27 protein-coding genes are annotated in these 25,187 nt (G+C 41.1%); 7 read left to right on the top strand and 20 right to left on the bottom strand.

Going from position 1 to position 25,187, the window contains the following annotated elements; translation table 11 throughout:
* Positions 1-318: 318 nt before the first annotated feature.
* A complete protein-coding gene (locus BM378_RS19625) occupies positions 319-798 on the top strand; it encodes an RNA recognition motif domain-containing protein (protein WP_036974477.1) in 480 nt (159 codons plus the stop codon).
* Here the strand turns inward: BM378_RS19625 and murI are convergent.
* On the bottom strand, positions 761-1,555 hold the full coding sequence (gene murI / locus BM378_RS19630; RefSeq protein WP_074989842.1) for a glutamate racemase: 795 nt from the start codon (positions 1,553-1,555) through the stop codon (positions 761-763). The genes BM378_RS19625 and murI overlap by 38 nt on opposite strands.
* A 66-nt stretch (positions 1,556-1,621) precedes the next feature.
* On the bottom strand, positions 1,622-2,737 hold the full coding sequence (locus BM378_RS19635; RefSeq protein ID WP_036974482.1) for a DUF5610 domain-containing protein: 1,116 nt from the start codon (positions 2,735-2,737) through the stop codon (positions 1,622-1,624).
* Between the two features lie 164 nt (positions 2,738-2,901).
* On the opposite strand from BM378_RS19635, the gene trmA reads away from it, so the two are divergent.
* Complete coding sequence (gene trmA, locus BM378_RS19640) at positions 2,902-3,999, top strand: tRNA (uridine(54)-C5)-methyltransferase TrmA (protein WP_074989843.1); 1,098 nt, start codon at positions 2,902-2,904, stop codon at positions 3,997-3,999.
* A gap of 1 nt (position 4,000) precedes the next feature.
* On the opposite strand, the gene BM378_RS19645 is transcribed toward trmA, so the two are convergent.
* From BM378_RS19645 to ccoG, 5 genes are all read right to left on the bottom strand, one after another.
* Positions 4,001-4,456, bottom strand: a complete 456-nt coding sequence (locus tag BM378_RS19645) for a 2-thiouracil desulfurase family protein (RefSeq protein WP_036974523.1) — start codon at positions 4,454-4,456, stop codon at positions 4,001-4,003.
* A gap of 59 nt (positions 4,457-4,515) precedes the next feature.
* Positions 4,516-5,154: a thiol:disulfide interchange protein DsbA/DsbL gene (locus BM378_RS19650; RefSeq protein ID WP_074989844.1), complete on the bottom strand. Its 639-nt coding sequence runs from the start codon at positions 5,152-5,154 to the stop codon at positions 4,516-4,518.
* A 19-nt stretch (positions 5,155-5,173) separates the two neighbouring features.
* Positions 5,174-5,797 carry a thiol:disulfide interchange protein DsbA/DsbL gene (locus tag BM378_RS19655; RefSeq protein ID WP_036974487.1) on the bottom strand — a complete coding sequence of 208 codons (624 nt, stop codon included), beginning with the start codon at positions 5,795-5,797 and terminating at the stop codon, positions 5,174-5,176.
* Positions 5,798-5,829: 32 nt separating this feature from the next.
* Positions 5,830-6,804 carry a serine/threonine protein kinase gene (locus BM378_RS19660; protein WP_036974489.1) on the bottom strand — a complete coding sequence of 325 codons (975 nt, stop codon included), beginning with the start codon at positions 6,802-6,804 and terminating at the stop codon, positions 5,830-5,832.
* 65 nt (positions 6,805-6,869) lie between these two features.
* Positions 6,870-8,300 carry a cytochrome c oxidase accessory protein CcoG gene (gene ccoG, locus BM378_RS19665; RefSeq protein ID WP_036974491.1) on the bottom strand — a complete coding sequence of 477 codons (1,431 nt, stop codon included), beginning with the start codon at positions 8,298-8,300 and terminating at the stop codon, positions 6,870-6,872.
* Between the two features lie 281 nt (positions 8,301-8,581).
* Between ccoG and BM378_RS19670 the strand changes: the two genes are divergently transcribed.
* Both BM378_RS19670 and BM378_RS19675 read left to right on the top strand, forming a co-directional pair.
* The gene (locus BM378_RS19670) at positions 8,582-8,941 is read left to right on the top strand and encodes a hypothetical protein (protein ID WP_074989845.1); all 360 of its coding nucleotides are present in this window, start codon (positions 8,582-8,584) and stop codon (positions 8,939-8,941) included.
* Positions 8,941-9,144, top strand: coding sequence for a hypothetical protein (locus BM378_RS19675; RefSeq protein WP_074989846.1), 204 nt, complete (start codon positions 8,941-8,943; stop codon positions 9,142-9,144). The genes BM378_RS19670 and BM378_RS19675 overlap by 1 nt, the downstream gene beginning before the upstream one ends.
* Here the strand turns inward: BM378_RS19675 and BM378_RS19680 are convergent.
* The 13 genes from BM378_RS19680 to gspC form a co-directional block, all read right to left on the bottom strand.
* On the bottom strand, positions 9,141-9,755 hold the full coding sequence (locus BM378_RS19680; protein WP_036974495.1) for a UPF0149 family protein: 615 nt from the start codon (positions 9,753-9,755) through the stop codon (positions 9,141-9,143). The two genes, BM378_RS19675 and BM378_RS19680, sit on opposite strands and share 4 nt — an antisense overlap.
* A gap of 23 nt (positions 9,756-9,778) precedes the next feature.
* A complete protein-coding gene (locus BM378_RS19685) occupies positions 9,779-10,537 on the bottom strand; it encodes a type II secretion system protein N (protein ID WP_074989847.1) in 759 nt (252 codons plus the stop codon).
* A 3-nt stretch (positions 10,538-10,540) separates the two neighbouring features.
* The gene (locus tag BM378_RS19690) at positions 10,541-11,014 is read right to left on the bottom strand and encodes a type II secretion system protein M (RefSeq protein ID WP_036974499.1); all 474 of its coding nucleotides are present in this window, start codon (positions 11,012-11,014) and stop codon (positions 10,541-10,543) included.
* Positions 11,011-12,222, bottom strand: a complete 1,212-nt coding sequence (gene gspL / locus BM378_RS19695; protein WP_036974501.1) for a type II secretion system protein GspL — start codon at positions 12,220-12,222, stop codon at positions 11,011-11,013. The genes BM378_RS19690 and gspL overlap by 4 nt, the downstream gene beginning before the upstream one ends.
* A complete protein-coding gene (gspK, locus tag BM378_RS19700) occupies positions 12,219-13,211 on the bottom strand; it encodes a type II secretion system minor pseudopilin GspK (RefSeq protein ID WP_074989848.1) in 993 nt (330 codons plus the stop codon). Before gspK ends, gspL begins: the two co-directional genes overlap by 4 nt.
* Complete coding sequence (gene gspJ, locus BM378_RS19705; protein WP_074989849.1) at positions 13,208-13,825, bottom strand: type II secretion system minor pseudopilin GspJ; 618 nt, start codon at positions 13,823-13,825, stop codon at positions 13,208-13,210. Before gspJ ends, gspK begins: the two co-directional genes overlap by 4 nt.
* Positions 13,825-14,199 (bottom strand): type II secretion system minor pseudopilin GspI, encoded by a 375-nt coding sequence (gene gspI / locus BM378_RS19710; protein ID WP_036974508.1) that lies wholly within the window; start codon positions 14,197-14,199, stop codon positions 13,825-13,827. Before gspI ends, gspJ begins: the two co-directional genes overlap by 1 nt.
* Positions 14,199-14,798, bottom strand: a complete 600-nt coding sequence (locus tag BM378_RS19715; protein ID WP_081759816.1) for a prepilin-type N-terminal cleavage/methylation domain-containing protein — start codon at positions 14,796-14,798, stop codon at positions 14,199-14,201. Before BM378_RS19715 ends, gspI begins: the two co-directional genes overlap by 1 nt.
* Positions 14,799-14,850: 52 nt before the next feature.
* Positions 14,851-15,273, bottom strand: coding sequence for a type II secretion system major pseudopilin GspG (gene gspG / locus BM378_RS19720; protein ID WP_036974512.1), 423 nt, complete (start codon positions 15,271-15,273; stop codon positions 14,851-14,853).
* Positions 15,274-15,348: 75 nt separating this feature from the next.
* Positions 15,349-16,584 (bottom strand): type II secretion system inner membrane protein GspF, encoded by a 1,236-nt coding sequence (gene gspF / locus BM378_RS19725; protein WP_036974513.1) that lies wholly within the window; start codon positions 16,582-16,584, stop codon positions 15,349-15,351.
* Between the two features lie 2 nt (positions 16,585-16,586).
* Positions 16,587-18,152, bottom strand: a complete 1,566-nt coding sequence (gene gspE, locus BM378_RS19730; protein WP_074989850.1) for a type II secretion system ATPase GspE — start codon at positions 18,150-18,152, stop codon at positions 16,587-16,589.
* On the bottom strand, positions 18,145-20,208 hold the full coding sequence (gene gspD, locus BM378_RS19735; protein WP_074989851.1) for a type II secretion system secretin GspD: 2,064 nt from the start codon (positions 20,206-20,208) through the stop codon (positions 18,145-18,147). Before gspD ends, gspE begins: the two co-directional genes overlap by 8 nt.
* Positions 20,209-20,230: 22 nt before the next feature.
* Positions 20,231-21,175: a type II secretion system protein GspC gene (gspC, locus tag BM378_RS19740; protein ID WP_036974516.1), complete on the bottom strand. Its 945-nt coding sequence runs from the start codon at positions 21,173-21,175 to the stop codon at positions 20,231-20,233.
* 206 nt (positions 21,176-21,381) lie between these two features.
* Here gspC and hslR point away from each other — a divergent pair, with 206 nt between their 5' ends.
* The 3 genes from hslR (at position 21,382) to BM378_RS19755 (ending at position 24,466) form a co-directional block, all read left to right on the top strand.
* Entirely contained in the window at positions 21,382-21,804 is a 423-nt protein-coding gene (gene hslR / locus BM378_RS19745; protein WP_371915632.1) for a ribosome-associated heat shock protein Hsp15, read from the top strand.
* Between the two features lie 12 nt (positions 21,805-21,816).
* Positions 21,817-22,662 (top strand): Hsp33 family molecular chaperone HslO, encoded by an 846-nt coding sequence (gene hslO / locus BM378_RS19750; RefSeq protein WP_065978857.1) that lies wholly within the window; start codon positions 21,817-21,819, stop codon positions 22,660-22,662.
* A gap of 265 nt (positions 22,663-22,927) precedes the next feature.
* The gene (locus tag BM378_RS19755) at positions 22,928-24,466 is read left to right on the top strand and encodes a phosphoenolpyruvate carboxykinase (protein ID WP_036974522.1); all 1,539 of its coding nucleotides are present in this window, start codon (positions 22,928-22,930) and stop codon (positions 24,464-24,466) included.
* The last annotated feature ends 721 nt before the right edge of the window (positions 24,467-25,187 follow it).

The raw sequence follows: 25,187 nt of genomic DNA on the forward strand, positions 1-25,187 counted from the left end.
GAAGATTTAAAACCGAAGTTTTACTTAACTCTCTGCTACGTTGCTCAGCGTCTTTCGTTGCTGTCTCCCGTCTCAGTGGGGTCGCATTATAGGGAGATCCAAAAACAGATCAACACTTTTTTTCGATCTTTTTATCGTTCGCTCACAAAGTGAACTAAAATTACCGAAAATAACAAAAACAGTCGCAATTATGGCTGTTTTTTAAGCCAATATTCATAATTTAATGCAAATTTCATTGCTATGTTCATTTAACGCGTTAAGATAGCAAGTTCACAATGTTAAATTAATGTTTATTTCCTGTTTATTGGTAGATCAAAAATGAAATTACCCGATCAAAAATCTTTTCTTTTCTCTGTTATTCTTGCTGTATTAGGGTTTGTTATTGTTAAGTTTGCATTTTCGAGCTTAGCTTTAGACCCTGCGTTGCTATTTGGTGCAGGCTTATTAATTGGTGCTTTAGTTATTGCAGCACTCTCATCAACGGCAAGTGAGGAGGCTGAAGTAAAAACAAAAACACTTTATGTTGGCAACCTTCCTTACCGAGCGAATGAAGGTGTTGTACGCGCTTTATTTGAAGAACAAGGTAAAGTCTTTAACGTTCGTTTATTGAAAGATAAAAACACTGGTAAACGTCGTGGCTTTGGTTTTGTTGAAATGGCTGAGGCAGATGCTGACAATGCAATTAATCAATTAAATGATAGTGAGTTCCAACAACGTACTTTAAAAGTACGTGAAGCAAAACAAAAACAAGAGAACGAGTCTAATAGTTTCCGTGAGGAATCTGATCAATCAGCGTAACAAGCTCTACGCTTAATTGCTGGTGACTAATCGGAGCCGTTGCATAATAGTGGAGCGGCTTTTTTTTGTCTGTTGCTAAATTTAATTGCTGCGTTGTAATAATACTACTGACACGATTTGCAATTGCACGGCCTGAGTCAATCAATTTAACGCGTTTGTCGTAATAGTTATTTATTGCATGGGCTAATAAAGGAAAGTGTGTGCATCCGAGTACTAATACATCAATATCATCTGCAATAGCGAGTTCAGCCATTGCTTCGTTGAATTCGGCTTTGAGTAGTTTTTTACTATGAAACAGTGTTTCTGCAATTTCCACCAGCTTAGTCGAAGCGTACAAGCTCACTTTTGTACCTTGACTGTGTGTCAAAATTAACGTCTCGGTGTATTTGCTTTTTGTAGTCGCGGGCGTGGCAAGTAAACCAATGTGCTTCGTATTACTTATGGCACATGCTGGCTTTATAGCAGGCACAACCCCCACAACTTCAATACTTGTATAGCGTCGAATAACGTCTAACGCAGATGCCGATGCTGTATTGCAGGCAATCACTAATATATCAACATGCAACGCATGTGTGTCTATAAAGTGTAATAGCCCTAATAAGCGTTGAATGATTGTTTGCGAAGTTTGCGCACCATAAGGCAGAAAGGCATTATCCATAAAATAGCTATAATCTGCATTCGGGATCAAAGCCTGGATCTGTTCAAGCACAGTTGTCCCACCAATACCTGAATCAAACACCATTATATGGACTGACAAACTACTTACCTCGGATCATGAAAGGCAAGCAGTTTGCCATGTGACTATCTAAAAAGAAAGCGAAGACTAGTTCTGTTCATTGGCTGAACGTAGTGTATTCATTTGCTCGAACATCGCTTTGGTATAATCAACCAATTTACTGACTTCTTCTTTATCTTGATTTAACCATTGCAAAATTCCGGCAAGTTGATTTTGCAAACCAATATCACCAGCTTTATTAAAGGCTTCTTTTAAGTCATCGTTAAAAGGGGCGACCTTTTCTGCAACTTCTTTCTCTGGCGTTGGTTTATATTCTTCGTACCCTTTTATAGCTGCAACTGTTTTGGTTTGCTTCAAATCCATCGAAAAACCGACTAGCTGCTCATTACTCAAGTTAAGCTCTTTAGCTTGTTCAAAGGCTTCATCGAGTGAGCCTGAGAAAAATGTTTCGCTAACGCCTTGTAAGTCTTCCATCAACTCGTTAATGGCCTGCTGCTCTTGCTCATTAAGATCGCCATTCACTGACATAGAAAAAGATAAGTCACGTGATTGTGACGATTCACTGACATACGCTTCGTTGTCACCGTTTTTACTGTAGCTACTAGCGGACTTGCTCTCATATGCATCTGCAAAGCTAATACTGACTTCATCACCTTCGGCTGTGGTAAATGTATATTCAGCATTATTACTTAAGCTCACGTACTGTGCTTGGCTAACCGTCACGGCATTAGGTTTAGGATTAAATAAGTCTTCTTCAAGCTCATCAATACCTTTAAAGATACCTTCTTTCGATTTTTCGATACCCTCTTCGATATCGTCATTTAAGATGCCTGATTCTTTAAGTTCATCATAGGCATCATCGATTCCCATTTGTACGCCTTTGCGTGCCTCGCCTAACATGCCTTTTAACTTTTCATCATCAGCGCCATCTGCTTTTGCTTTACGCAGCGCACCACCAACAAAATTAAGTACATTTTTAACGATCTCATCAAAATCAAACAGGGGTTTATCTTTCTTTTCTTCTGCTTTAGGTAAACCAAGTGCTTGTGCAAGTTTATCGTCGAGTACTTTTGCAGCCAGTTCGCGGCCACGTTGTTGATAGCTATCTTGACGATTTTGAATGGTAGGCTGCTGCACAGACTGTTTACCATTGTATTTATTCAGATTTGTATTAGGCATATAGCCTAGGTTGCCAATTTTCATGATCCGACTCCATTTTATGGTTACCTCATTATCGGCCAAAAATCGCATAACTTAAGTTTTTTGTACAAAAAAACGACACTAAAATAAATAACAAAACTAGACAAATCCTCTCTGCTCCCTACAATAGCGCCGACAAATAGCTAAGAGATAAAAGGTAATCAGCCATGGCGGTTATAAAAATTGATACAACTCAATATGATGCACAATTGAGTGAGAAAGAGCAGCGCATCACGTCACAGTTTAGGCGCTTTGGTGTAAACACATTAGAAGTGTTCAGCTCTGATCCAATTCACTACCGTCAACGTGCAGAGTTTAGAGTGTGGCATGAGGGCGACGATTTATTCCACATTATGTTTGATCAGCAAAGCAAAGAGAAAATTCGCGTTGATGAATTTGATCCCGCCGCGCCACTCGTTGGCGAAGTGATGCAGGTGATGATTGAAAACTTAAAAGGGTGTGAGGTACTTCGCCGCAAGTTATTCCAGATTGATTACCTCTCTAGCTTAAGTGGTGAAATTCTTGTTAGTTTGCTTTACCACAAACCTTTAAACGATGAATGGCTAATTGCGATTAAAGAGCTTAAAGCAAAATTAAGCAGCCAGTTTAAAATCGACTTTATTGGTCGTGCACGTAAGCAAAAAGAAGTGATTGGGAACGACTATGTCGTTGAACGATTAAACGTAAATGGTAAAGAACTCATTTATCAGCAAGTAGAAAATAGCTTTACTCAACCAAACGCAAAAGTAAACATTAAAATGCTGGAGTGGGCACAAGCGTTGTGTGAGCCCCTTAATAATGATTTGCTAGAGCTGTATTGTGGTAATGGTAACTTTTCAATTGCACTAGCCGGTTCATTTAACCGAGTGCTTGCGACTGAGATCTCAAAGTCATCGGTTTATTCTGCGCAGTACAATATTGCTCAAAACAAAGTCGATAATTTAGATATCATTCGTATGTCGAGTGAAGAGTTTACACAAGCCATGAAAGGCGAACGTACTTTTTCACGTTTAGACGGTATTGATCTAAACAGCTATAACTGCCAAACAATTTTAGTCGACCCTCCTCGAGCGGGGATGGATACTCTTACCTGTGATTTGGTGGCGAACTACGACAACATTATCTATATCTCTTGTAATCCCGAGACATTAGAACGAGATCTTGATCACCTTTGCAAAACACACGAAGTGAAACGTTTTGCGATTTTTGACCAATTCCCCTATACACATCATATTGAGTCTGGCGTCTTTTTACAGCGTAAATAACTTAAACTTTTGCCAGCGCAGCCAATAGCGCTGGCAATTGTTGTTCACTGAACACCTGTATATTATTGTCACTAAGTAACTTTGCAGTTAAACCCATTCCTCGAATCTTTTGCCCTGTGTGACTTCCATCATAAATATAATTACGTCCACATGACGGACTAGACTCTTTGAGTAGTGCGAACCGAATCCCTTGTTCTTTGCATACGCGTAATGCTTGCTGTGCACCCGCTTTAAACTCTGCGGTGACGTCATGCGCATCCTGTGTTAATACTCTACCCTGGCTAATTTCAGCAGGCGCTCTTGGTGTAGGTAGACCACCCGCAACCTCAGGACAAAAAGACACAATACGCCCTTGCTGCTTCAGTGACTCTAATCCAGGATGTAATAAGTTTTGTGATTGACCGTCATAGCGTACCGGCTTTCCTAGTAAACAACTCGACACTAAAAGTTTTTTCATTTCTTCACCAAACAAAAAAGCTCCGCGAGCGGAGCTTTTACATAATATTTTCGAGTCTCTTACTTAGCTGCTAAGTAATTAATTAGCTCAGCCATGCTTTTTGCATCGGTAATACCTGAGTCTGCACCTAAGATTAAACGATACTTACCATTCACAATAAAGGTTGGTACGCCTTTTAAGGCTCCTTTTTGTTGATAGTACTCTTGGTCGCGTTTCATTTTCGCTGCTATCGTACGTACTGAAAAACTGTTGTAGTACTTTTCAAAATCTTCAGCGGTTACACCTTGCGATACGAAAATATCTTTCATATCTGCAAGCTCATTAATACGCGCACGTTTACCATGAATGTGGTCAAAAATTGCACCAACTAACGCATCGCTATTTGGGAGTACTGTTGCTGTTGCATAACCTTGCGCAAGCACTGTTTGGATCTCAGGATCACGAGGACCAACAAAATTAACGTGATTCTTTTTAAATTTAACGCCGTCTTTAAGCATTGGCTTAAGCTCAGCAACAATTGGCTCGAAGGTATTACAGTGAGGACAGTAGAATGAAAAAAACTCGGTCACTTCAGGCTTTTTAGAAGCTCGCGCATCAATTGTTTCATAATGCTTACCTTCTTCGTATTGCGCCGCACTCGCTGTGGCAACTAAACCTAGCGTCACGGCCACAAATGCAGCTTTAACTAATTTGATCATTATTCAATCACTCCAAAAATTATTGTTCTAATAAAAACTTTACTAACGCATCAAGCTGCTCTTGGCTCTTGATGGTATTTATATTAATTTTATATTTATCATTCACGATAAAGGTCGGCACACCCGTTAACGCCCCCATCTCTGAGTATTTATTCTGTTTGTCTTGCATCGCTTTTTCTGCACTGATCACAGGCATGCTAGCAATTTCAGAGTCAAACACATCGCCGCTAATACCATTTGTCGCCAATAATGCTTTCACGTCTTTAATATTTTGCAGCGGTGCACGTTGAATATGAATGCTGTGAAAAATTTGGTCGGCCACTTGCTCACCTTTACCATGTTGCTTTGCAATTAGGTAAGCATAACTTAGGTTACTTTGTGTTTGTTTCGATACACCACCTAAAAAGTTAACGTGATTCTTAACAAACTCAGTGCCTTCAGGCAGCGTTGAGGCCAGTGCTTTCGCCACTGGTTCAAACTTAAAACAGTGTGGACAGTAAAATGAGAAAAACTCAGTTACTTGTGGTGTAGCACTCTTTTTAGTGTTTAGTACTTCGTATTGATTACCTGCTTCAAAGTCAGCTGCCAGTGCTGCAAAAGGTAAACATAGAATGAGTAGACTTAATTTTAATTTTTTGAACATTGTTTTCTCGTCTTTACTTATCTTTTAAAAATTTATGGTAATAATTTTAACGGTGGTTCTTGTAGCGCTGCAAGCTGTTCTTTTAACGCGAGTATTTGCTGCTCCCAGTATTTGTCTTCTGCGAACCATGAAAAGTTCCGTGGGAATGCAGGATCATCCCAACGTTTTGCTAACCACCCCATGTAATGCACCATGCGCATCGCGCGTAATGGCTCAATTAATTTCAGCTGGCTGTGGTCAAAATCACAAAACTCTTCATACGCTGCTACCAAGGTGTCTAACTGTAACAGTTGATTGTTACGATCGCCACTGAGCATCATCCATAAGTCTTGAATTGCAGGACCTTGTCTGCTGTCATCGAGGTCAACAAACATCAGTGCATCACCCGCCCACAAAATATTGCCCGCATGGCAGTCACCATGTAATCGAATTGTCTCTACATTTTTATATTGGGCTGTGGTTTCTTTAATAACCAAATCCAAAATCGTATAAAAAGCATTTTCTAATGACGTTGGCATCAAGTTACTTGCTTGTAACTGAACTTTAGCTGTCTGAAGGTACTCTTCACAACTGATCACTGGGCGATGATTAAATGAAGATGCTTTTGCAACTTGATGCATACGACCAATTAAACGGCCTAACACATCGAGTTGATCTAAGTTATCAACTTCGAAAATACGCCCGCCCACACTGGGAAATAACGCAAATAAATAGCCGTCATGCTCAAAGAGGCTTTTCCCGTCCTTTACTACGGGCGCAACGACGGGAACTTCTGCATCAGCAAGTTCAAAAGCAAACGCATGCTCTTCTAATATTTGTTCTTTGCTCCAACGCTCAGGACGATAGAATTTTACAACGTATCGGTAACCGTCTTCTGCTTTAAACTGATAAACGCGATTTTCATAGCTGTTTAAAGCAAGTAATCCTGACTCAGCATAGATCCCAATACTTTCAACTGCGTCTAAAATTGAATCGGGTGTGAGGTCAACAAAGCTAAATTTACTCATAGTGTCCCATTATATAAAAAAGCGGGAAAACCCCGCTTTTTATTGTATTTGCTCAGTGTACTGAATTATTGCGCCTTAAAGAAGTTACTAGGCTGCGAAATCTGAATATCAGGCTGCCCCTCCACCGAAAGTATAAACTCGAATTTTGTCATCGGCTTTTTCAAATCGTACGGATCAACCACTAATGACAAGGGCACGTTATAAGATTCACCTGAGGGCACAGTGAATGTTTGTTTGCCTATATATTCAAAGTTATTTAAGCCTTCCACTGTAATATTAAACGTTTGCTCGTATTGCGCTTTGTTAATCACTTTAAGTGTGTAGGTGTTTTCAACCAAGCCATTGAAGTCAACTCGGTATAGCTGATTACGGTCGCGGATAATATCAAGCTCCATTGGTTTACGCATGGCAATATTTGCCACGAGAGCCCCGGTTAACACAACAAGGATAACAAGATAACCAATCAATTTAGGTCGCAAAGCATGCGTTTTATTTTCAGGGGTTTCTAAGTTTCGCTCTGTGGTATATGAAATGAGCCCACGTGGGTAATTCATTTTATCCATTACACCATCGCAAGCATCAATACAAGCACCACAGTTGATACATTCATATTGCAAACCGTTGCGAATATCTATCCCTGTCGGGCACACCTGTACGCATAAGTTACAATCGATACAGTCACCGAGTCCTAACTCTTTCGGATCTTGTTTACGTGAACGAGGACCACGATTTTCGCCACGAGATTCATCATAACTTACTGTAAAGGTGTCTTTATCAAACATGGCCGACTGAAAACGCGAATAAGGACAGATATGTAAACACATAATTTCACGCATCCACCCTGCATTGCCGTATGTACACACAGCAAACAATGCGATACACCCATAAGAATAGGCTGTGGCATCCAAAGTAAAAACATCCGGAAGTAGCTGGCGTATAGGTGTAAAGTAGCCAACAAAGGTAAACGCTGTATACAGTGAAAACAGCCACCAGCTGCTGTGTTTTGCCGTTTTACGCCAAAACTTATCAAAGTCCATGGGGCGTTGATCTAACTTCTTACGCTGGTTTGCAGTGCCTTCAAACTTTTCTTCGAACCAAATAAAAATAAATGTCCATACAGTTTGCGGACATGTGTAACCACACCAGACTCGGCCATAAAATGTGGTGACGAGGAACAGCGCAAAAGCTGCAAGCATAAGAATAAACGCAAGAATGGTTAAATCTTGTGGCCACAGAGTGAGGCCGAAGATATTAAACTTTTGGCCTACTAAATCGAACAGCACAGCTTGCTGTCCGTGGAAGTTAATCCAAGGTAAAAGCATAAATGCAAGCATGCCAACGAAACCAATTCGTCGCCTTAACAGCTGATGCAAGCCTGTTACTGCTCTTACATAAATTCGATTGCGTGGATTAAATCTATCATCATGGGAAGCGTTTTCCGGTTTTTGGATTTTTACTTCCGTTGGGATGTTTTTAACCTTAATTTGTTTATCCATCAAAATTCCTCAACGCCACTAGGAAATAAACTCAAACTGATGTTTGCAGTTAAATAGGTTATAAAGCCAATACGACAAATTAGAATGCATCTCATTTCGTTCAGAGTTTTCTGAAATTTCCAACCTATCGAAAGTATTATACTCAATCTCTCAAAAATTTCAGGGAATGATCTAAAATATGAACTTTTTAATTATTTCATCGTATATTCTTGCTTTTAAATCAGCCATTTTATTAAACTTGTCCCAATTCCTTCTTTATTTAGATCAAAGTTCTGTGTGCTATGAAAAAATTTATCATTTTAGTACTTATTATTTTAGCATTGTTCACGATTGATCACCCTTTGATCAAAGAACCCAGAGAACGGTTGTTAGGTGATGGGGTGAACGTACTTTCAGATTTTAGCCAAGTTAACCGCAGCCCCGCCGCGAATATGGCGAAGAACACGATTAAGTCACAGCTTAATTTATCGAGTTCAGAGCGTGAGTACGTCGAAGAGGCTTTTTTGAATGACGATAAACTGCAAATCTTTCATTTACATTATTGTCGTGAAAAAGATATTAACTTATATTTCTATGGTGAACGCCTAGAGCGTGTTTGTAATATTGTTTCGGATGCACTTGAAGAAAGGTTAAATAAATAATGGATTTTTCTGCGCTTGATAAAAAAACCAGCGATTCATTTGCTAAACAGCGCAATATGCTAAAAAAGTTGGCAAAAGGACACACTATGCATTGTGAAACATGCAAAGGAGTCCTTACCTTAAACCTACAGACTGAACAGCCTGGCAAAGGCATTGTTCGTTGTGCAAAAGGCTGCACAGATATTGTGTTAGAGCTTGCTTAGCCCCAGCCTTCATCATTATAAAGCTGGCTATTTACTGCAACGGCTTCGATTAACTCAGCAAAGCCTGCTGCAAACTCATTCATCACTTCATACTGCTGTTGACATAACAGCCCTTCGGTTAAACCATGCTGATTGGCAATCGATGCTATATCAGCTGAGTCGAGTATAAAGAAACACAAACTTTGCTGTGCTGTCTCAAGTGCTTCTTTTAATTCACTCGCTAGTTGTGGCGCAGCTAACAATTTAGCAATATAGCCCTGCGCCCCAAGCATAAAGCCTTGGCTCCAATGCTGACACTCTTGCATATCAAGGTACGGCTGCTGAGCAGAATTAAATTGCAAACTTACGGGTAAGCTGTATCCGGTTTCAAATACGTGTTCACTGATTTGCTGATATAGCGCCATAAATGCAAACAATACCTGCTCATCCATTTGCCCATCACAACCAGGGACAACTTGCTCAAGCCACTGATGAACATCCAATGGCTCGGGCGCACAAATAACGGCAAATAAATAACCGTGTGTTTGTGCTAACGATAGCGCGTCTTTTTGCTCAGCAAGAAAGCGTGCTAATAAGGCGCTTTGCTCTTTTGAAAACTCAGGAATTTGCATAATGCCTTCAATTAAAGTCGTGTTTATAAATTAAGTGGATAGCGTCCTTCGCTATCTGGACGCCCTAAAAACTTCGCAGCGTCATGCACTTCTTTTGGTAGACTGGCTTCTGGTTTTATATACCCTGCCACTTTAAAATCTAAATTGGCTTTTAGTACAGCATCAGCCTCAAGACCTAAGCGATTTTCAGGGTCAACCAAGACAGCTATATCGCCTGATTTACAACTAAGACGGCCGCTCAGTGGGCCAACACTAAACCAACCATTAAGTCCTTGAACATCGATATTGGGACTGGCAATCTCACCCATTAATGTTTCACAATACGGCTGACCAGAGCTGAACTCATCGAGATCAACAATCACACGCCCTTGTGCACTAATTGGCAATGGCAGTTTTAAGCGCGCCATCGCACGCTCAACGCTCAAACGTAGTGTGGTATTTTTTACCAAAACAGCTTGATTGAACAACCCATACGAAAAATCAGCATGGCCCGAAATATCTGTTTTATCACGCGGATCACCAAAGCGCACTGTACCAACTAGTTTGCCCGTCAACAATGACCAGCCAGATAACTTCCACCGTACATTATTAAGTTGCTCACCATCAAAACGTACCTGCATTATGCGACCATCCCAAAGCGAACCACTGGCTTTGCCTAGTTGCAATTGTTTTGGTAAATGCGGTGCAGCTAAATCTAGTGCAATTGCAGCGGGTGTTTTTATAAGCGTAAACACCAAAAAACACATCACAAATACTGTGACTAATAAAATAATTCTTTTCATCGTCTACTTCTCTAGTACCAAACGACTGACACGAACAAAACCAGACTTATCGTCTTTACTAATGTCTAAGTTTTCAATCAGTACACCTTGTGAATTAACTAATTCATCAAGCCACTCAACCAACTTGTTAAACTCGACAGAATCGATAGTTAAACGCAGTGAATTATCATTTGGTTGCATTTTACTGATGGTGATCTGATAACGATTTCGCGTGCTATTCACAATTTGACTTAAGCTGCGGTCATTCGCTACTCGTGCACTGCCACTGGCCTTTAACTTAACAATGCTCTCATCAACCCATGCCAGCAATTCTTGTTGTTTTATCGTGTCTTGTTCTGCTTTTTCAATCGCCGCATTTAACGGCCTAAAGATTCCCATCACAAGGATAAAAATAACAAAAATCACCCCAGCGACGACAACAAGTTGTTGTTCTTGCTCTTTTAATGAACGCCAGTAACTAATTAATTGGTTTTTCATGCCGCACCTCGCAACTTAATTTCACCGACGACAAAATCACCATCATTATTTAGTGAGCCTTGATCAACCGTTAAGCCTCGCTGTTCTAAAATTGCTTTTACTTTTCCAAACGATTGGAAATCTTTACCACGTGCACGAATACGTAACTCGTTGCGGCCTTGGTCATAACGCAAAGTTTCTGGCGTGAAGTCTTTTACTTCACTAAAAATAGTCACTAAGTCATTAGTCAAATCTAAGAAACCAGCGGTACTTCCGCTATCGAGCAATGCGAGTTCATTACGAATTTGACTACGAATCAACTGTGGGCGTACTTTCTTATTAGGAAAAGCGCGCTGATAGTTAGTCACAACTTGTGCCTTCGTTTTCTCAAGTTGAGTATTTAGTTTATATAACTCAAGGGACTTAACCCCCACACTGCATACCAATGCAACCCCTGCGGCAATAGCGGCTTTTTGCCAGTATCCCCACCAAATGGCTGACTTTTTCTTTAATTGATATACACCTTGGCGTAGATTAAAACTAATTTCAGGGAGTTGTTTCGCAAATAAAGCGAGCGGTAAATCATACAGCTCCGTTTTTGCCTCAAGATTAACTGATTCAGGGAACCCAGTGGCTGGACTAAAATGTGCAACATCTGGGTGGCCCATTGCGGTCAAATAACCATCTAGCCAGTCTGTTTCAACAGCTGCAATATGCCAGTGACCTAATTTACATAACCATTGGCCATTGAGTTCAACGGTACGCAGGGTATTTTCATTGTCGACTCGAGGAAGTAATAATGCGTCAGGTAACACTTTAAATACTTCAATATCATGCTCATTGAATGTAGCAAGCCACTGCTCAAACCACTCACGATCGGTCATGGCGATATTAACCGCATGCTTTTCATCTATGAGTGTAGGCTCAGCAATCGCAATAAATAGGTCGTCGACATCACACGCGATATCTTCTTCAAGCATATAGGGCAATGCCTGCTCTAACTTACGACTCCATTTAGTCGGCAATTCAACTGTTTTTAGCTGAATTTGATCACTCGGTAAAAGAGCAACCACTTCACGGGTTTGTGCTTTTTCAGTTAACTCACCTAATTGTGCTGCACTGGCGATTTCGCCGCTCGCAATTATTTCTTGTTCTGTCGGTGAGTAAATTAGCCAACTAAGGCTATCTTGTAATGTTTGACCCGCACGGATCAACAATATTTCTGTCACTGTACGCCTCCAAATTTTCGCGCCAGTATCGTTACTTTACCATTATTGGCATGGAGTAAGGTGGTCATCGAAAAACGCAACTCTGCAAATTCAGCTTGCGTTTGTAGTTTAAAATAATCACTGTTGATGGTGAACAAGTCTTTAACAGCTTCGACGTTTTGTGCGCCTTGTTGATTAACTTGTTCAAAAAATGCGTTCATATCATCAAATCCCTCTTCAGGGCGAGACGATAATACACTTTCTGCGCCTGATAAACTGAGGCCATCAATAAGCGAGCTTAGAATAATGGCACTTTCATTAGGCAAGGTATTTACATTAATCGCTAAAAGTTCACTGTCTGGTATCACACACACAAAGGGCAATACTTTTTCCATCACTAATGGATTGAAGCCTTTAACTAAACGCAACTCTGATGTTGAAGCAAAAAAGCTGTTTGCAGTCATGTAGGGATACTTACGCGATAAGTACTCATCTTCTTCTGCACCTGAGCGATAAGTAATACTGTCTTCATCGAGCCAGTCATAGACGCTGTCAGCCATTGCCTCTTCAGACTCATCTGCGGGTAAGTCTTCAATATTCTCAAGTAAAGCTAACAATGCTTTGTGCGCTGGGTTCGTTTTATTAGCCGAGCCGGTTTGTTGCACAGGTTTTGTGCGTAAAGCATTTAAGTTCAAGCACGCTTGCAAATCCGTAATCGTGCCACTTAACGTGCCATTATCAACAGGGTAAGGAACCCCACCTTGCTGTGCCCAGACTTGCCCTAGATGAATTTTATCAGGGTCATCTTTTTTAGTTTGTTTAATCGCTTTAATCGCTAATTCTTCAGCAGCAAAAGCATACCACTTAGCTTGCTGATGACTTTGTATATTAGTACTACGCTGCACTTGCACCATCAGGTTTGCACTCATTTCGACCGCTAGCATAGCGGCTAATGCGACAATAAATAAAACAATAACAAGTGCGGCACCTTGAGAACGTTTAATCATCATGGCTGAGTACTCACTACACCTTCACCGGGCACTAAAAAGACTCGGCGAATAGGCTCTTGTTCTATTTTTTGAATGGTCACGGCAACAGCCTTCGGTAATGCAGCGGCTTGCCACTGTTCTTGCCATTCGTCTTTATCATCAAGAAATTCAAACTTCAGATCTTCAATATCTTCTAGAATAACTTGCGAACGCGGTTCCATATTATCGAGCTGATCAACATATACTCGGTATATGCGCTCTAGGTTATCATCGATAACACGATAACCAACAGCTTGTAACTCAGAGCGCGGCAGCAAGTTTATTGGATTAATCCACCCATCACGCACAAAACCAATGCCATCATATTGACTGTCAAATACATAACGCCCGGCAAGAATGTAACCTTCTTGAAAGTCTCCCGCCTCATTGCGTACTTGACGTTTCGTCATTTGGCTAAAGTCTTGGTCCATAAGACGAAATACCGTTTGAAAGCCATTAAGCTCTGCGATTGTCTCATCTGAGGCTTCTTTAGCCTTGGTGGTTGATTCTAAGATTTGATGAGTCGATAACACCACAAACGCCAAAATGCCCATTGCGACGATAACTTCAAGTAAGGTAAACCCGCGTTGCTTCACTACTTGTCACCTTTGTTTAAATAAGTAACAAGTTCATAAATGGGGTATTCTAGTTTTTCGTCAGCAAACACATTAATAGTGACTTTCACGAAGCTTTTATCTGCCGTAGCAACGACATCTTGACGCCAATACCACTCATAACCGGCCAGTGTTTCACTGCCTTTAGTGCCATTTTTGCCCGCCCACTTATCACCTTTTGTTCGCTGCTCAACTATGACATTTTCAGCAACCCATGATGCATATGTTTGCTCTTCAATCGTCGACAAGTGATTGATGTGTTCACCCGTTGCCTGCATTGCAGCAATACCCGCCATGGCACAAATAGCCAAAGCGACCATGACTTCAAGTAAAGTGAAACCCGCTGACTTAGTCATTACTCTGGCTCCATACGAAGTTTAACAGGAGCCATGAACTCGCCTTCGATAAAATACTGCGGTTCACGCTCCTCTTTCAGCTCATACACTAACTGAAAAGCACTGACTTCTCCTGAAGAAAGGATCAGTACCTGTGGAATCTTTAACTTTTTAAGTTCTAATAAACTATCTTCGTCACCGCCGCTCATCAATTCACGCCAGTTCGATTGCTCAAGTAAGTTATCTTGTGCCCATGCCAAATCTTCGAGATTCAAGGTTAATTTAAAATCTTCGTCTACTTTAATAGGTGCAAACAATTTTTCACGATCGAAGGTGACCCACTTTTCACCATCAAACACTAAAAACTCAAATACATTTTGATCTAAATGAAAGCCTAACTCGACCTGATTTAAGATGGCAAATTCAGATGCCATATTAATCGTGGTGTGTAATCTGAGCGCTTGTTTTTCTAATTTTTCTTCTGCACCACCATCAAAACTGTAGGCCACCATTTTAGTGACAAACCCTATCACCACAAGCACCATTAATATTTCGATGAGGCTAAAACCTTTTGCGTGCTTAGCACGCCCAGCCAAACGTAAACGATTAAGGCTTACCATAATAGTAAGCCTTGATGTGTATAAAAGGTAAACATCTGGCTGAGTTTACGCATTATTGCTTTTCTTCATCCCAGTTACCGATGTCATCATCGGTGCCAGCTTCGCCATCTGGACCCATTGAAAAAATATCAATTTTACCAATTTCTCCTGGGCTAATTAGTTGGTACGGATTGCCCCATGGATCTTCAGGTAACTTTTCAATAAAACCGCCATCTGGAAAACGTTTTGGAACCGGCTCGATGCTCGTTTTAGTAACAAGCGCTTCTAGACCCTGTTCTGTGGTTGGATAGGCTTTATTCTTCAGCTTATAAAGGCTCAACGCATCTTCAATTTGTTGAATATCTAGGTGTGCTTTGTCGATCGCTGCCTCTTCTTGTTGGCCCATAATGTTTGGTGCCACAATTGACATAATCATACCGATGATAACCAGTACCACCATGACTTCTAATAATGAGAAACCTGACTGTTTGTTCACAAAAATACCTCTAATTTTCTTCAATAATTTATTATAAAGCGACAGCTACTGGCTGTTGCTCTACCGTTCCCTAATTTAAAGTCCTACTGCCTTATTCATTGCCATAATTGGCTGCAGTATTGCCATAACAATAAACAAGACAATGACCGCCATTGATGCAATCATCGCTGGCTCTAAAAGTTTTAAAGACACGTTGACCATGCTTTCAAACTCACGATCTTGATTATTTGCTGCTCGCTCAAGCATTTGCTCAAGTTCACCTGACTTTTCGCCACTTGCGATCATGTGCAGCATCATAGGTGGAAAAAGTTTCGTTTGTTGTAAAGCAGCACGAAGGCTCGCCCCTTCACTGACTCGGGTGGCCGCATCTTGCACCGATTTTTTCATTTTCTCATTAACCAATACCCCACCAGAGATACGCATACCTTCGAGTAAGGGAACGGAGCTTGAAGATAAAATACTTAACGTGCGTGCGAATCGAGCGGTATTCACCCCTCTCGCGACTTTACCTATACCAGGCAAGTAAAGTACTTTTTCATCAAACCAGTAACGAATTTTTGGTCGTTTGAGTGCATGCTTAATTCCCACTGAGAGTGCAGTGATAATTATTAAACTAATAAACCAATAATTTTGTACAAAGTTACTGGCTGCCATAACCCACTCTGTCGTCCAAGGAAGTACTTGTTTTGACTTTTCGAATGTTTTTAATATTTTGGGAACCACCGTGCCCAATAACACTGAAACAATTGCGATAGCAAACACAACAAGAATGATTGGATATACCATCGCTTGTGTTATTTGACTACGCATATGCTGACGTTGTTCCGTGTAATCAGCTAAACGATTTAATACTTGATCTAAGTGGCCCGATTTTTCACCGGCAGCCACCATGGCACGATATAAATCATCAAATACATGCGGAAACTCACTCATACCATCTGCGAGTGTGTAGCCTTCAACAACTTTTGAGCGTACAGACATGAGCATACGTTTTAAACGCGGTTTTTCACATTGCTCAGCGACGGCCATTACCGCCCCTTCGACAGGTAATGCTGACTGAATTAAGGTGGCAAGTTGACGAGTAATCAGCGCTAAATCTGAGGTCGATATTTTTGGTTTGAAAAAACCGCTAAATAATGACTTTTTAGCCCCTTTAACTTGCTTTTCACCCTCTGCTGCAGCGACAACCTCTAAAGGCATCAGGCCTTGGTCACGTAATGTTTGACGTATTTGCTTTACCGTATCGGCTTCAAGAATGCCTTTTTTCTCTTTACCTTTACCATCCAGGGCGCGGTACTCAAATGCAGCCATAATTAACCTTCCTCACGCGTTACACGCAAGACTTCTTCTAAGGTTGTACGGCCTGCCAACACACGGCTACAGCCATCTTGACGAATACTTGGGCTACGAGTACGAATGTACTTTTCAACACTTTGTTCGCCTTTACCGCTGTGGATCATTTCACGAATAGCCTCATCAACAACCAGTAATTCATGAATCCCCGTACGGCCACGATAACCATTAAAGTTACACTCTTCACAGCCTACAGCACGGTAAATCGTCGGTGGCTCAGCAGGGTTAACACCTAATAACTGGCACTCTCGCTCGTCGGCGACATGCCCTTCTTTACAGCTATTGCATAAAGTACGCACTAGACGTTGTGATAACACACCCAGCAAAGAAGAAGACAACAGGAAAGGTTCTACTCCCATATCTTCCATACGGGTAATCGCACCCGCAGCGGTATTGGTATGTAAAGTCGACATTACTAAGTGACCCGTTAACGACGCTTGCACACCGATTTGTGCGGTTTCAAGGTCTCGGATCTCACCCACCATGACGACATCAGGGTCTTGACGTAAAATTGCACGCAATCCCCGCGCAAAGGTCATATCTACTTTGGTGTTTACTTGTGTTTGACCAATCCCCGGTATTTCGTACTCAATCGGGTCTTCAACCGTCAAAATATTACGGTCACGTGAGTTTATTTGACTCATACCCGCATACAAAGTGGTACTTTTACCAGAACCTGTGGGACCAGTTACCAAAATAATACCGTGAGGCTTACTGATGAGATCAGCGAACAATTCGCGATTTCGCTCGGTCATCCCCAAATCTTCAAGATTTAAGCGCGCATTATTTTTATCAAGTAAACGCAGTACAACACGCTCACCAAAACTTGATGGCATCGTTGATACACGCACATCAACAGCACGTCCAGCAATACGTAAACTTATACGCCCATCTTGTGGAATACGCTTTTCTGCAATATCGAGCTTTGCCATAACCTTAATACGTGACACGAGTAAGGATGCAAGTTTACGATTTGGTTTTAAAACTTCTTTTAAGACACCGTCTACCCTAAAGCGAATTACTAACTCTTGCTCAAAGGTTTCAATGTGAATATCTGAAGCACCCTCTTTAATTGCCTCACTGAGCATGGCATTAATGAGTTTAATAATAGGTGCGTCATCATCCCCTGCGAGTAAGTCTTCTGTTTGCGGTAGTTCATCAGCTAAAGAAAATAAGTCAACTTCGTTGCCAATATCTTCCATCATTTGCTGTGTTTCAGAACTATCGCGTTGATAAGAAGCCTCAAGTAACAGCTCAAATTTGTCGTCTAGCAACTGCTCGAGTGAAAAACCACGTCCCGCAATACGACGTACTTCAAGTAAAGCCGTTACGTCTAATTCGCCGCGATAAAAAACAGTCCAATTATCACCATTTTTACTTAGCAAGACACCAGCACGACGCGCATATGAAAACGGTAAGCGCTTTGCAGGCAAGCTAACAAGATCATCACTTGTTAAGAGCTCATCATGGTCAATAGACGCACTCTGCGCTAACTCGTCATTAATCTCTGTAATTGCATCAGTCATCTTTACGATCATCTGCGTTTTGTTGTTTCAGGTATTCTTCATACGTTGGCGGTAATACCAACGCATCATTCCATTCTGGTAAGATTGGCATATCAGTTAATGGCATTAAATCAATCCCATCTTCTTTTTGTTTATGCTGCTCACCACGGATGAAGTTATATTTTGAATGACTTAACTTATTCATGCTCATACCATCACGAACAATCGTCGGACGAATAAATACAATTAAGTTACGCTTGCGCTTACTGGTACTGGTTGAACGGAATAAGTGCCCTAAAATAGGAATGTCACCTAACAATGGAACTTTCGAGACACTTTCTTGTACGTCTTCATCAATTAAACCGCCTAACACGACCATGCCACCATCATCGGCCATAACGGTGGTTTTAATCGCACGCTTATTCACTGAGATATCGACTGAAGTTGCACCACTTACGCCAGAGACTTCTTGCTCAATCGTTAACTGAACCGCCGAGCCATCATTAATTTGTGGTGTTACTTTGAGTTTCACACCCACTTCTTGACGCTCAACCGTTTGGAATGGGTTAGAGTTATTTGAACCCGTTTGTGACCCAGTGATAATTGGTACTTCTTGACCAACGATCATCGACGCTTCTTCGTTATCCATGGTGGTGACAGAAGGCGTTGCAAGAATATTTGAATTGGTATCTGTTGAAACGGCTTGGATAATCGCACCCCAGTCATTTTTCACAATACCCATTGCAAGACCGTTAATACCACCGAGTAACGCACCAAGTGGCCCTAAGTCACCTTCCTGTGTCTCTGAGGTATTTGTAACATTACCGGTTTCTGTACCAACAACCGTCCCTTGAATCGTTTTATCACGTGCTTGCTCTGCCGCAACAGCCAATGAGCCAACTGGCACTGTTGTGCCGTTGTTAAACTGCATCATTCCGCCTTGCTCTGAAATCCATTGCAAACCAAAGTTAATGCCATCGGCCTCAAGAACCTCAACAATAATTGCCTCAACTAGCACCTGTGCGCGACGAATATCTAAGCGCTCAATAACTTGCTCAAGTGAGCGCATCGTATCTGGCTGGGCTGTAATAACCAACGAGTTTGAATCAGGGTGCGCTTCTATACTTGTTTCGTTCTGACTGCGTGAACGAGCTTTCGTTGCGCCACCTTGGCCATCTTCAGCGAGTGTTTTACTCACACCTTGCAATACTTTTACTAAATCTTCTGCTTTTGCATAATTTAAGTAAATGACCTTGGTATTACCTTGATTCTCCAGCTCATTGTCTAAGCGGCTGATTAACTCAACAGCACGCGTACGGGCCTGCGCCTCACCACTAACAATCACACTGTTAGTACGACCATCGGCAACCACTTTCGGAATCAAAAATTCAGGGATGCTGCCTTTACCACTATCTTTATAAATATTGTCAACAACAGAGACAACATCATCCGCTGTAGCAAACTTAAGTTGAACAATATCAACTCGCTTATCACCGGCTTGGTCAACTGAACGGATGATTTCAACTAAACGATTTACAGAGGCAGCGTGGCCGGTAAGCATCATTACGTTAGCGGCGTTGAAGTTAGCAACATGCCCCCCGTCTTTTTGATCGCTAAACTGACGAACTAACGGACCTAACTCTTGTACGCTTACATTCTTAACTCGCACAACGCGCGTGACCATCATATCGCCACTGGCTTGGTTATCTTCCGTCACTAAAGGGACGTTCGATTTTTTAGCGTCAGAGCTTTTCTCAATTTTAAGAATGCCGTTATCCATCTCAACAGCTGAATAACCGTATACTTCTAATACATTTAAGAAAAATTGATAGTACAGCTTCTCATCCATTAACTCATAACTGCGCACATTAACTTTGCCGCGCACGTTCGGATCGATGATCACTGTTTTATTGAGATTTTTACCCACAATATTAATGAACTCATTAATATCGGTGCCTTTAAAGTTTGCAGCATACTCAACAGCCGAAACTGAGAGCGATAATCCTGTTAATAAAAAAAGCGCTGCATACTTAGCTAACCCTTTTTTGATTTTTGTGAGGTGTAGCGCGTGAACCATTCTATAAAAACTCCAAAGCTAATTATTGCAGGCTAAATTGCACATCAATTTGCTCACCATCACGCTCGATAGTGATACTTGCGTCAGTACTATTACGTAATTCATTTATTGCTGACATTGCCTGTTTTAAATCATTTAATTGATAGCCATTAATCGCAATGGCTAAATCATTATTCATTAATCCCATCTGCTTAAATAATGCCGGGTCTTTACCAGGGCTTAAGCGATAACCCACCAGTTCACCGTCGACCATCGCTTGCGATACACGAATGTAGTCGAATAATTTACCAGGGTCGTTTAATACTTCTTCACGCGTTTCAATAATCGCTTCTTTGACTTCTTGATCTTCAGTCGCATTGATTTCATTGTCCGCATCGATATCCTGAGGACCTTCTTCTAATTCTGGCTCTTGTTGCTCAGCCAAAACAGGCATAGAAACTGTTTTTGTAAAATCGAGCCCATCAAGCATTAATGTTTCAAAGCGACCACTTACATCCAAAATAACACGATCAGGTAAGACTTGTGCGAGCTTCGCTCGAGTGCCTTGAATCACATCATCAACAACATACGTTTCTTGTTTTCCTTGAGACTCTATTATAGCCAAACCAGCTTGATCGTTTTGGCTAACAGCCACGATACCCGTTAGATTAATACTTAAACGAGTTTCAGGGGCATTGTTAATAACTTGCGTTTGCTTTGCGGCAGGTTTTTTAGCTTCAACAACAACTTTACCGAATAAATGTTGTTCAAGAATTTGTCGTGAATTGACTGTTTCGATGCGTTTCGCAGTCATCGTTGTTCGACTTGCGGGCAGTGCTTTTGTATCAGGTTCAGGCCACAACAACCAGAACAATTTCGAGGATAAAAAGGCAATATAAACAACAACTAACAGCACAACTAATGCACTTAGCTTGGCATGAGGTAAGCCGTTTAAAAACTGTCTAACTTGTTGTAAGTGTTGATCCATATATTCTATTTCTTATTTTAATTTACTGCTTTATAGCAGGCCTATAGTACCTTTTCATTTTTCATTCAACAAGCACACGTATATTAAACTTTGTAAACAAGGTCGTTTCGACTAACAGGGGTAGCAAGGAAAAACTTTGACTGTTTCTTTATGATTAAGTTTCATGGTAAATTTTGCCTATACTCTAGCAGCTTTAAAAGAGCACAATTGTGTCAAAAGGTAACACTCAGCAGTCAAAAAACAGTCAAGACGAATTAAACGTCCGCCTTGATAAATGGTTATGGGCTGCCCGTTTCTATAAAACCCGCTCTGTTGCGCGAGACATGGTGCAAGGCGGTAAAGTGCATTATAATGGTCAACGAACAAAGCCCAGTAAAATCGTCGAGGTGGGCGCAGTCATAAAACTGCTGCAAGGAGTCGACGAAAAGGTAGTGACAATAGTGAAGGTCCTTGATAAACGTCAAAGTGCCCCCATTGCACAGACCTTATACCAAGAAACTCAAGCAAGTATTGAAAAGCGCGAAGCAAATGCAATCGCAAGAAAGAATAACAGCTTCTTTGCTCCACATCCTGATAGAAAGCCTGATAAAAAGCAAAGACGTGAACTGTTAAAAATGAAATCAAGTTAGGTAATGTAACACATGCAACAAGATTTACTTCATCGTTATATATTTGATCAACTCGATGTACGTGGTGAACTCGTACAAATTGAAAACACCTATCAAGAGATGATCGCCAACCATAATTACCCAGCTCCTGTTCAGGCACTCTTAGGTGAGTTGCTTGTTGCAACTTGCTTATTAACAGCCACCTTAAAGTTTGAAGGTGAAATTGCCGTACAGCTACAAGGTGATGGCCCTGTGAAATATGCTGTTATTAATGGTGATGATAAGCAAAATATGCGTGGTATTGCTCGCCTGCAAGGTGAAGTTCAAGGTAGTACTATTAAAGACTTGATTGGTAACGGTTATATGGTTATCACGATAACGCCAACAAAAGGTGAGCGTTATCAAGGTATTGTTCCGCTTGAACACGACACCTTAGATAAATGCCTCGAAAGCTACTTTGAGCAATCAGAACAATTGAAAACCCGTCTTTGGTTTGCGACTGAAATCGCCGCAGGCTCAGCAAAAGCAGCCGGCTTATTCTTACAAGTTTTACCGGTAAATAAAGATAAGTCAGTAGAAGACTTCACTCACCTTGAAGCAATCAGTAATACCATTAAAGATGAAGAGTTACTTAATCTTGATGCTAATACTGTTCTTACTCGACTGTACCATGAAGATAACCCTCAATTGTTCGAACCACAAAGTATCAATTTCCGTTGTGGCTGTAGCAGAGACAAGACAATTGCAGCATTAGTCAATATTGGTCAAGATGCATTATTAGATGATGTAAAAGAAAAAGGTGAAGTTAAAATTAGCTGTCATTACTGCTTAAAAGATTACGTCTTTAACGAGCAGGATATTAAAGCAATTTTTAACTAAATGACCGCTTAATAGTATTATTATATTAAAAGCCGCATTTGTTGCGGCTTTTTTCTTAATTTTTATGATACCGGTGTCATGAAAAAGCCCCATTTTATGACACCGGTATCATTGAAATTATTCATGTTTTTTACCAAATATATGTGTTTTTAGCCCCTTCAGACACTCGAATATCCCTAATCCTTCTGTTACTATTATTTCAGCTTAAGGGAAAACAAGAACCCCAGAGCTATCCCGTTCAATCTCACACAATTTAGGTATAAACATGACTGCAAACGCTACTCGTTTTGTCGATCTTACTGCAGCTGAACTAGTCGAACACGCGATTCGTCGTGGCGAAGGGACTTTAGCCGCTAATGGTGCATTTGTTGCTAACACTGGTCGTCGTACTGGCCGTTCTCCAAAAGACCGTTTTATTGTTCAAGAGCCAAGCACTGAAAACGAAATCCAATGGGGTAACGTAAACCGCCCATTCGATGCAGACAAGTTTGATGCGTTATGGGCTCGTGTAGAAGCTCATGTACAAAGCAACGACCACTTCATCTCTCACCTAGAAGTTGGCGCTGATCCTGAGCACTATTTACCAGTCGTTGTAACAACAGAAACTGCATGGCATCACATTTTTGCCAAAAACATGTTTATCGAACCTGAAACTTATAATGCATCTGATTTACCTCAGTGGCAGGTAATGAATGTTCCTTCATTTGTTTGTGACCCTGAACGTGATGGCACAAATAGCGATGGCACAGTAATCATTAACTTTGCACAACGCAAAGTGCTATTGGCTGGTATGCGTTATGCCGGTGAAATGAAAAAATCAATGTTCTCTGTACAGAACTTCCTATTACCTGCGAAAGGTGTATTACCAATGCACTGTTCAGCTAACGTAGGTGAAGCAGGTGACACAGCATTGTTCTTCGGTTTATCTGGCACTGGTAAAACAACACTATCTGCGGATCCGACACGTTTCCTTATCGGTGATGACGAGCATGGTTGGGCGCCTGGTAGCGTATTTAATATCGAAGGCGGTTGCTACGCTAAATGTATCGACCTTTCACAAAAGAACGAACCCGTTATTTGGAATGCAATCCGTTTTGGTACTATCTTAGAAAATGTAGTGCTTGATGAAAACCGCGTACCGGATTTCCATGACACAAGTTTAACTCAAAATAGCCGTGCAGCTTACCCACTAGAGCACGTAGAGAAACGTAAAGTTGAAAACCGTGCCGGTGAGCCAAAAGCCGTTGTTTTCTTAACATGCGACGTGAGTGGTGTATTACCACCTGTATCAGTGTTAACAGAAGAAGCAGCAGCATATCACTTCCTAAGTGGTTACACTGCAAAAGTAGGTTCAACTGAAATCGGTTCAACTAGCGATATCGAATCAACATTCTCAACGTGTTTTGGTGCGCCTTTCTTCCCTCGTCCTGCAGGTGTATACGCAGAGCTTCTTATGAAGCGTGTACGTGAATTTGGCGCTAAAGTATTCCTAGTAAACACAGGTTGGACTGGTGGTCCTTACGGTACAGGTAAACGCTTTGACATCCCAACAACACGTGCAGTAGTTGACGCTATTGTTTCAGGTAAGTTGTCAGATGTTGAAACACAACACATCGACGTATTAAACCTAGACGTCCCTGTTGCTGTACCTGGTGTTGATAGCAAGCTTCTTAACCCAATCAACACATGGGAAGACAAAGAAAAATACGCAGAATATGCAAACAAACTTGCATCTGACTTCACTGAAAACTTCGCGAAATACGATGTTTCGGAAGCAATCAAATCTGCAGGTCCAAAAGCTTAATTTATAAGCCTTCCTAAATACTAAACGCCAGCATCATGCTGGCGTTTTTATTTGCGCTGTAATTCGTCTAGCTCAATGTGATGCCGTTAGTTATTAATGAGAGACGGATAGCGTGAGCTGAAGTAATCCATTTTAGAGGCGGCACTCCTCTCCTACATTGATCAATAGATCGTGATTAACAAGCGTAGCCGTGAATGTCTGTGGTTATATATGAAGGGCATAATCAGATACTTCGGCACTCAAGTACCTCCTACTACGCGCTAATTAGGTTAGCGTAAAGTGAAGCAGCCCATTTTAGAGCCCTTCAGTCTTGTCATCATGATTAAACAACGTTAGAACTGTGATTGAACATCGTGATTAAGAAGGGTAGGAACGGCTTTAGCCGTCAATGTCAGTGGTTATGTATGAAGGGCATAATCAGATACTTTCGGCACTAAAGTACCTCCTACTAAGCTCTAATTATTTGAGCCAGAAGTGAAATGAGTGATTAAAGAGAACCCTCATTCTCCACTACTGTCATCATGATTAAACAACGTTAGAACCGTGATTGAACATCGTGATTAAGAAGCGTTGGAACGGCTTTAGCCGTCAATGTCAGTGGTTATGTATGAAGGGCATAATCAGATACTTTCGGCACTAAAGTACCTTATATGGACTCCTCCTATTGCACAATACCCTTCGTTAATTTTGTTAGACTGCGTACTTATATGCGGGCTCATAA

The sequence above is a fragment of the Pseudoalteromonas lipolytica genome (assembly GCF_900116435.1).
In the GTDB taxonomy this organism is placed as follows: Bacteria; Pseudomonadota; Gammaproteobacteria; order Enterobacterales; family Alteromonadaceae; genus Pseudoalteromonas; species Pseudoalteromonas lipolytica.